Source organism: Cryobacterium glaciale (assembly GCF_004402535.1).
GTDB classification, from domain to species: domain Bacteria; phylum Actinomycetota; class Actinomycetes; order Actinomycetales; family Microbacteriaceae; genus Cryobacterium; species Cryobacterium glaciale.
On sequence record NZ_SOEY01000025.1, the window covers coordinates 1 to 8325 of the forward strand.

6 protein-coding genes are annotated in these 8325 nt (G+C 67.3%); 2 read left to right on the forward strand and 4 right to left on the reverse strand.

Going from position 1 to position 8325, the window contains the following annotated elements; translation table 11 throughout:
* The first annotated feature begins 378 nt into the window (after nt 1-378).
* Together E3O06_RS11700 and E3O06_RS11705 are read left to right on the forward strand one after the other, a co-directional pair.
* On the forward strand, nt 379-1629 hold the full coding sequence (locus E3O06_RS11700; protein WP_166788201.1) for a low temperature requirement protein A: 1251 nt from the start codon (nt 379-381) through the stop codon (nt 1627-1629).
* A gap of 173 nt (nt 1630-1802) precedes the next feature.
* A complete protein-coding gene (locus E3O06_RS11705; RefSeq protein ID WP_241980119.1) occupies nt 1803-2189 on the forward strand; it encodes a DUF7882 family protein in 387 nt (128 codons plus the stop codon).
* A gap of 108 nt (nt 2190-2297) precedes the next feature.
* Here E3O06_RS11705 and paaZ read toward each other — a convergent pair whose 3' ends face one another.
* From paaZ to E3O06_RS11725, 4 genes are all read right to left on the reverse strand, one after another.
* Nucleotides 2298-4355: a phenylacetic acid degradation bifunctional protein PaaZ gene (gene paaZ / locus E3O06_RS11710; protein WP_134503572.1), complete on the reverse strand. Its 2058-nt coding sequence runs from the start codon at nt 4353-4355 to the stop codon at nt 2298-2300.
* A gap of 50 nt (nt 4356-4405) precedes the next feature.
* Nucleotides 4406-5299: a 3-hydroxyacyl-CoA dehydrogenase family protein gene (locus E3O06_RS11715; protein ID WP_134503573.1), complete on the reverse strand. Its 894-nt coding sequence runs from the start codon at nt 5297-5299 to the stop codon at nt 4406-4408.
* Nucleotides 5299-6483 (reverse strand): thiolase family protein, encoded by a 1185-nt coding sequence (locus E3O06_RS11720; protein WP_134503574.1) that lies wholly within the window; start codon nt 6481-6483, stop codon nt 5299-5301. Before E3O06_RS11720 ends, E3O06_RS11715 begins: the two co-directional genes overlap by 1 nt.
* A 172-nt stretch (nt 6484-6655) precedes the next feature.
* A partial coding sequence (locus E3O06_RS11725; protein WP_241980120.1) for a DEAD/DEAH box helicase occupies nt 6656-8325 on the reverse strand: 1670 nt, incomplete at its 5' end.

Below are 8325 nucleotides of genomic sequence, written 5' to 3' on the forward strand. Positions count from 1 at the left end.
CACACCCGACTTCAGGCCCTGTTCTGGGCTGTCGCTCCGGGGCAACTTGTCTAACTTACCCACCCAGCCAGTCACTGTCAAATCGGCCAAACCCAGCAATTCACGGCACACCAAAGCACGCCGAAAACTCGGGAAAAAGCTGACTCAACCAGTAACACACACTCGATGGGAGGCTTACTATCCTAGCCCAACACACGAGATCATGAAACACAATCCGTGAAGTTGATGTGGCTAGAAGATGGTCCCACGTGAGGCCGGGAAGCACTGCGGCTTTCCGCACCTTTGGGGTACGTATAGATACATTACGGCCACCAAGCGCACCCGTCAAAACGCCAACCACCCGGGCGTGTCGCACGGGGTTCGGTGGAGACTGGGGACGTGAGCCGATCAGGGAAGACGACGCAGCAGCATCCGCTTGAGCATCGCGCGTGGATTCTGCGCCTCGGGTTTCGGCGGAGCCTGTTACGACCGGAGGATTCCGAGCGGAGCGACCGGGTCACCTACATCGAGTTGTTCTTCGATCTCATCTTCGTCTTCGCACTCACCCAGCTGTCGCGCTACCTCTACGCCAACCAGTCCTGGGTCGGTGCCCTCGAATCGATCATTCTCGTACTCGCCCTGTGGTGGGTGTGGGTGTATACCACCTGGGTGACCAACTGGCTCGACCCGGCCAGGCTCCCCGTGCGCGGCGTCGTCATCGGGCTCTCCCTCGTCGGCCTCGTCATCAGCACGTCGATCTACGATTCGTTCGGCGATCAAGGTCTGGTCTTCGCCATCGCCTACGTCGCCCTGCAACTGGGCCGAACGGTGTTCATGGTGCTGGCCCTCGCCCGGCATGATCCCGCGCTGCACGCGACCTTCCTGCGCATTTTGTTGTGGCTCTCGGTCGCGGGCATGTTCTGGATTGTCGGAGCCCTGCTGCCGCTCGCATTTCGTTTGCCGGCCTGGCTCATCGCGCTCGCGATCGAGTACGGCTCGGCGAGCCTCGGGTTTCGCATTCCCGGGCTGAAGGCGCCGGGCGTCGATGACTGGGATGTCTCGGGGCCCCACATCGCGGAGCGCAGCGCGCTGTTCGTGATCATTGCCGTCGGGGAGTCTTTTCTGGTGACCGGATTCGCGTTCGTCGACCAGGAGGCATCCGCTGTTGGAATCTTCGGATTATTTCTTGCCTTTGTGAACGGCGTCGCCATGTGGTGGCTTTATTTCGATCACGGAGAGCGTGCCGGGAGCAAGGCGATTTCAGCGTCGAACGAGCCGGGACGGATCGCTCGGCTGGCTTACACCTACGTGCACGCGATCATCATCGCGGGAATCGTGCTCACCTCGGTCGCCGACAAGTCGGTGCTGGAACACCCGGAGGATGCCATGACGCTTCCGGCGGCCGTGACCATCGTGGGCGGGCCGCTGTTTTACCTCGCAGGCCTGCTCCTGTTTCGCTGGATCGTCGCGCGCACGCTGCTCGTCTCCCACGTCGTCGGGCTCGGGCTGCTCGCCCTGGCCGGTGCCGCGGGAGCTCTCCTGACTCCGCTCGGGCTGGGAGCCGTGACCGCGGTCATTCTGATTATCGTCGCGGCCTGGGAGACGATCGCGCGCGTTCGCGCAGGCACGACCGACGACGACGCTGGCTGAGCGGATGCCGGGCCCACCCTGTGACCGCGGGCCCAGTTTAGAAACTGGGCCCAGGGACGGGGCCCGGGCCCCGTTCGCAGGCGGGGAAAATGGGACATTCGACTCTGGTGCTCTGGCTCCGCAGCCGAGATACTGAGCGGAGCGACACCGTTGCAACGATCAGGAAGGCAATCATGGGTTCCCTCACGTATGACCGCGTCGTAGTGGAGATCGATGATCGCACCCTCGCGCACCTGCAACTCGTGATCGTGCAGAAGCTGCGCCGGGGCGAGAGCTTTCTGCTGTCCTGGCAGGATTCCGCAGCGGTCGGTTCCGGCCGCAGCTCGATCTGGTTGAACCCGGCCATCCCGCTGTATTTCAAGTACGCCGGCGGACACGCCGCCACGCTCAACCGACAGTGGATCGAAGATCTCAGCCGATCAGCCAACAGCGCTCCGGGACTGGTCATCGTCAGCGAAGCCGGGTCGCTGCCCGTCACGACTCTGACGGCGCGGCCGAAGTCCCCCATCGATGCCAAAACGACCGCGCGCACCGACACCGGGCTCATTCAGGCCGTGTAGGGCGTCGCGGCTGAATCACGATTCGACCGGGGATGCACGAGGGGCCCGCGCATACGGCGCGGGCCCCTCGCTGCTGATCAGGTTCGGTGCGAATCAAGTTCGGTGCGTCTAGTGCTTCGCGACCAGGGTGAGCACGTCGTAGGAAGCGACGAGTTCGTTGTTCTGGTTGGTCAGCACGGCATCCCAGCGCACCTCGCCGTACTCATCGGTCTCACGCGGGGTGATCTGCTTTGCGGTGAGCGCGACCCGGATGCTGTCGCCGGGCGAGACCGGCGTGACGAAACGCAGGTTCTCCAGGCCGGAGTTGGCGAGCACCGGCCCGGGCGCCGGGTCGACGAACAGGCCGGCGGCCCAGGAGACGAGCAGGTAGCCGTGGGCCACCCGGCCCGGGAAGAACGGGTTGGCAGCGGCCGCCGCTTCGTCCATGTGGGCGTAGAAGGTGTCCCCGGTGAATTGGGCAAAGGTTTCGATGTCCTCGAGGGTCACCGTGCGGGAGTCCGAGACGATCTGGTCGCCGATCACGAGCTCTGCCAGGCTCTTCCGGAACGGATGCGTGCTGCCGGCCCGCGCCGACGCGCCCTGATGCCAGATTCCGGTGATGGCAGTGAGCATCTCGGGTGACCCCTGGATGGCGGTGCGCTGCATGTGGTGCAGCACCGCGCGGATGCCGCCGAGTTCTTCACCGCCGCCGGCCCGGCCCGGGCCGCCGTGCACGAGCTGCGGCACCGGCGAACCGTGCCCGGTCGAGGTACGGGCGTCGTCGCGGTCGAGCACGAGCACTCGGCCGTTGAAGGCAGAGATCCCAGTCATCAGGGCGACGGCCACAGCCGGGTCGTGCGTGGCGATACTGGTCACGAGTGATCCGCCGCCCCGGCGCACGAGGGCGATGGCCTCGTCGATCGTGTCGTAGCCGAGCACGCTCGACACCGGGCCGAAGGCCTCGACCTCGTGCACGGCGTCGGCCGAGGCATCGTCGAAACGCAGCAGCAGCGGCTCGACGAAGGCGCCGTCGGGAGCGAGCGCGATCGTGCCGTCGGCGTGCAACACGGAGGGGGCATCCGTTCTGCCGACGACCAGGTCGCCGCCGGCGGCCTGCAGGCGAGCAACCTGCCTGAGCACCTCGAGGCGCTGCGCGGTCGAGGCGAGCGGGCCCATGGTGACGCCATCACAGCGGGGATCGCCGAGCACGATGCGCTCGTTGATGCGCGCCTGCACGGCCGCGACGACGTCGTCCATGGCCGCGCGCGGCACGATGACGCGGCGGATGGCGGTGCACTTCTGGCCGGCCTTGACCGTCATCTCGGTGACGACCTGCTTGACGAAGGCGTCGAACTCGGGGGTGCCGGTGACGGCATCCGTTCCGAGGATCGAAGCGTTGATCGAGTCGGTCTCGTTGGTGAAACGCACTCCCCCGGTCTGCACGGATTCGCTCGCACGCAGCTTCTCGGCGGTGGAGGCCGATCCGGTGAAGGCGACGAGATCGCCCAGGCGCACATCGTCGAACAGGGTTGGCACGCTGCCGGAGACGAGCTGCAGCGAGCCCTCGGGCAGCAGGCCGGAGTCGGCGAGGATGCGCACGAACGCCTCGGCGAGGTAGCCCGAGGGGGTCGCGGGCTTTACCAGGGTGGGCACGCCGGCCAGGAACGCGGGCGCGAACTTCTCCAGGGCGCCCCAGACCGGAAAGTTGAAGGCGTTGATCTGCACGGCGACGCCGGGCAGGCGCGAGTAGATGTGACGGGCGATGAAGGAGCCATCCTTGGACAGCGGCTCGACCGGCCCGTCGACGTAGACGCGGGCGTTGGGCAGTTCGCGACGCCCCTTGGAGGAGTAGCTGAACAGCACGCCGATGCCGCCGTCGATGTCGACCCAGGAGTCCACCTTGGTGGCGCCGGTGCGGCTGGACAGTGCGTAGAGCTCCTGCTTGTGTTCGGTCAGCAGCAGGGCCATCTGCTTGAGCAGCACGGCACGCTGGTGAAAGGTGAGCTCGCCGAGCGATTTCTGGCCGATGGTGCGGGCATAGTCGAGCGCGGCGGCGAGGTCGAGTCCCTGCGTGCTGACGCGGGTGACGACCTCACCGGTCGAGGCGTCACAGACCTCCGTGCCGGTGACTCCTTCGGTCGGGGTCCACCAGGCGCCCTGGACGTAGCTGGGCAGAATGGTCGTCATGGGGTCTCCTTCAGGCTGCGTGCGGGGTGCGGTCTCGGTCTGGGCTGCCATCAGGCTTCGTCCCAGCGGTAGAATCCTTGGCCGGATTTGCGGCCGAGCTTGCCCTCGGCGACGAGCCGGCGCAGCAGCGCCGGTGGTTCGAAGCGGGCGCCGAGCTGTTTGTGCAGGTATTCAGCGATACCGAGGCGCACGTCGAGGCCGACCAGGTCGGTCAGTTTCAACGGCCCGACCGGATGCTTGTAGCCCAGCATCATCGCAGCGTCGATATCCGAGGCGCTCGCGACGCCCTCCTCGAGCATGCGGATGGCCTCGAGCCCGAGGGCCACTCCGAGCCGGGACGAGGCGAATCCGGGTGCATCGCTGACGGTGATCGGAGTCTTGCCGAGGGCGGATACCCAGCTCTGGGCATCCGCTACCAATTCGGGCGAGGTGGCGCTGCCGGTGACCAGTTCGACCAGGTTCGAGGCAGGAACCGGGTTGAAGAAGTGCAGGCCGAGAAAGCGTGCCGGGCGCGCCAGTTCGTCGGCGAGGTCGTCGATCGAGATCGACGAGGTGTTACTGGCGAGGGCGGCATCGGCGGAAAGCTGGGCTTCGACCTTCTGCAGGGCTTCGATCTTGAGTGCCCGCACCTCGGGAACGGCTTCGACGACGAGCTCCCGGTCGGCGAACAGGCCGAAATCGGCACCGACGGCGAGGCGAGCCTCGAGCTCAGGGCGGGTTTCCCCGGTGGCGCCGCGGGTGATGCTGGCGTCGACGGCGCGCAGCACGCGTTCGCGGGCGGCCTCAGCCTCGGTGTCGTTGCGCTCGACGAGAGCAACGTGAGCTCCGGCGAGCAGAAACGCGTGCGCGATGCCGGCGCCCATGCGCCCTCCGCCGAGCACGCCAACGCGGTCAGGAACGCCGGATTCGCCGCGGTCGCCGAGTTCGAGTTCAGACACAGACATCAGACACGCTCCAAAATGAGGGCCGAGCCCTGGCCGACGCCGACACACATGGTGGCGAGGCCGTGCTGGGCGTTTTCCCGCTCCATGCGGGAGAGCAGGGTGACGACGAGACGAGCTCCGCTCGATCCGAGCGGATGCCCGAGCGCGATCGCCCCGCCATCGCGGTTGACGATTTCTTCGTCAAGGCCGAGGCGACGGATGCAGGCGATGGACTGAGTGGCAAACGCTTCGTTGAGCTCGATCGCGCCGAGGTCGGCACGGCTCAGGCCGCTCTTGTCGAGGGCGCGTTGGGTGGCCGCGACCGGACCGAGGCCCATGATCTCCGGGGCCAGGCCGACGCTCGCGCCGACGACGATGCGAGCGCGCGGAGTGAGGCCGTACTTTTTCACGGCCTCACCGCTCGCCACGAGAATCGCCGAGGCGCCATCGTTGAGCGAACTCGCGTTGCCGGCCGTGACGACGGAGCCGCCGGCGACGATGGGGCGGAGGGCGGCGAGCCCCTCGAGGGTGGTGTCGCGGCGCAGGCCCTCGTCGACGAGCACCTCACCCTTTTTGGTGGGGACGCCGACGATTTCATCGACGAAGTGGCCCGCATCGATCGCGGCGGCGGCTCGCTGGTGGCTGCGGAGGGCGAACGCATCCGCTTCGGCGCGGGTGATGCCGTCGATCCTGGCGACTTCTTCGGCCGTCTCCGACATGGAGAAGGTGGCTTTATCGCGGGCGGCGAGTTTGGGGTTCACGAAGCGCCAGCCGATGGAGGTGTCGAACTGGGCGCCGGGCTTGGCCCAGGCGCGATCGGGTTTGGCCTGCACCCAGGGGGCGCGGGTCATCGATTCGACGCCGCCGGCGACCATCAGGTCGGCGTCGCCGGCCCGGATCGCCTGCGCGGCCATGGTGATGGCGGACATTCCCGAGGCGCACAGCCGGTTGACGGTGATGCCGGGCACGTGGTCGGGCAGACCGGCGAGCAGCCCGGCCATGCGGGCCACGTTGCGGTTGTCTTCGCCGGCCTGGGTCGCCGCGCCGAAGATGATCTCTTCGATCAGGCCGGGGTCGATGCCGGCGCGGCGCACGGCCTCGCCGACCACGAGTGCGGCGAGGTCATCGGGACGAACCGAGGCCAGCGCCCCGCCGTAACGGCCTACGGGGGTGCGTGCTCCTCCAACGAGGTAGGCCTCAGCCATGTTCTCTCCTGACGACGGTGTCTGCGCGGGCATGCGGGAACGACTCGTAACTTACCGATCGTTCGGAAAGTAATTCTGGCAGACTCAGGCGGGTCGCACAACCCGCAGGCGCCTGGGTACGCGAAAGGGCACCCGCCGATCGGCGGGTGCCCTTTCCTCATGCGAGCGGGTGCTAGATGTTGGCGAGTTCGCGCACAGCCGCGTCACCGGGGGTGGCGGAGGTGTAGCTCGCATCGATCTCGGCACGGTCGAGCAGCTCGTCCATGCGGCGCTTGCGCTGCTTGGGAATGAGCGTCACGACGGTACCAGTCTTTCCCGCGCGACCGGTGCGACCGGCGCGGTGCAGGTAGGTCTTGTATTCGTCGGGGGCGTCGGCCTGGATGACCAGGTCGATGTCGTCGACGTGGATTCCGCGAGCAGCGACATCCGTTGCGACAAGCACGTTGACCCGGCCGCTCGTGAGCATCTGCAGGTTGCGGGTACGACGAGCCTGGTTGAGGTCACCGTGCAGGCTGGTGGCCTTGACTCCGGCGTCTTCGAGCTGGTCGGCGAGCTGCTCCGCGTAGGCGCGGGTGCGGCTGAAGATGAGCGTCTTGCCCTCGCGGTTGACAAGCTCCTCGATGATGCGGCCCTTGTCGCGGTGCTCGATGACGAGCACGCGGTGGTCGATCGTGGATGAGGCCTGGTCTTCACCGGCGACCTCGTGCACGGCCGGGTTGGTCAGGAATTCTTTGACCAGAGAGGCAACACCCTTGTCAAGGGTCGCGGAGAAGAGCAGCTTCTGGCCACCGACCTTGGTCTGGCGCAGGATGCGCTGGACCGGCTCGAGGAACCCGAGGTCGCACATGTAGTCGGCCTCGTCGAGCACGGTGACGACGACTTCGGACAGGTCGAGACGACCCTGGTCGATGAGGTCTTCGATGCGACCGGCGGTGCCGATGATGATGTCCACGCCGCGCTGGAGGGCGCTGACCTGACGGTACTGCGGAACGCCGCCGTAAATCTGGGTGGTGAAGAGGCCGACGCTGCGGGCGATGGGCTGCACGGTACGGTCGATCTGCAGCGCGAGCTCACGGGTCGGGGCCAGGATGAGCGCGCGGGGCTTGCGGGCCATCTTGCGGTCCTTGGCGCCGTTGTTCTCCATGAGCTTTTCGACGAGGGGAGCACCGAAGGCGATGGTCTTGCCGGATCCGGTCTTGCCACGGCCGAGCACGTCGCGCCCGGCGAGCACGTCGGGGATGGTCGCAGCCTGGATCGGGAACGGTGACGGAGCGCCGAGGGCGGCGAGCTCGCGCACGATGTTCTCGCCGAGGCCCAGGTCGCCGAAGGTCACACCGACGACATCGGAGGCCGTCGTCGCGATGGCTTCGAGACGCTCGAGCACGACGTCGTCGCCACCGGCGAAGGTCGGCTTGGCGCCGTTTTCGCTGCGCTTCGGGTAGAACTTGCTGTCGCCATCGCTCGGGCGGTCGCTACCGAAGTCACGACGGGGCGGGCGGTCGTCGTTCGAGCGACGCGGGGCGCGGCCGTCGAAGCTGCGCGGGGCGCGGTCACCGTAGGAGGGACGCTCCGTGCGGGCCGGGCGGTCACCGTAGGAGGGACGCTCCGTGCGAGCCGGGCGGTCACCGTAGGAGGGACGCTCCGTGCGAGCCGGGCGGTCACCGTAGGAGGGACGCTCGGTACGGGCCGGGCGGTCACCGTAGGAGGGACGCTCGGTACGGGCCGGACGGTCGTTGTTATACGCCGGACGATCCGTGCGCGGCGCACGGTCGCCGTAGGACGGACGCTCGGTACGGGGAGCGCTGTTGCGGTCGCCGTAGGACGGACGCTCGGTACGGGGAG

Bases quoted from the DNA above. Each gene is read 5' to 3' on its own strand.
- E3O06_RS11705 (WP_241980119.1), top strand. From the start codon at position 1,803: ATGGGTTCCCTCACGTATGACCGCGTCGTAGTGGAGATCGATGATCGC.
- paaZ (WP_134503572.1), bottom strand. From the start codon at position 4,355: ATGACGACCATTCTGCCCAGCTACGTCCAGGGCGCCTGGTGGACCCCG.
- E3O06_RS11715 (WP_134503573.1), bottom strand. From the start codon at position 5,299: ATGTCTGTGTCTGAACTCGAACTCGGCGACCGCGGCGAATCCGGCGTT.
- E3O06_RS11720 (WP_134503574.1), bottom strand. From the start codon at position 6,483: ATGGCTGAGGCCTACCTCGTTGGAGGAGCACGCACCCCCGTAGGCCGT.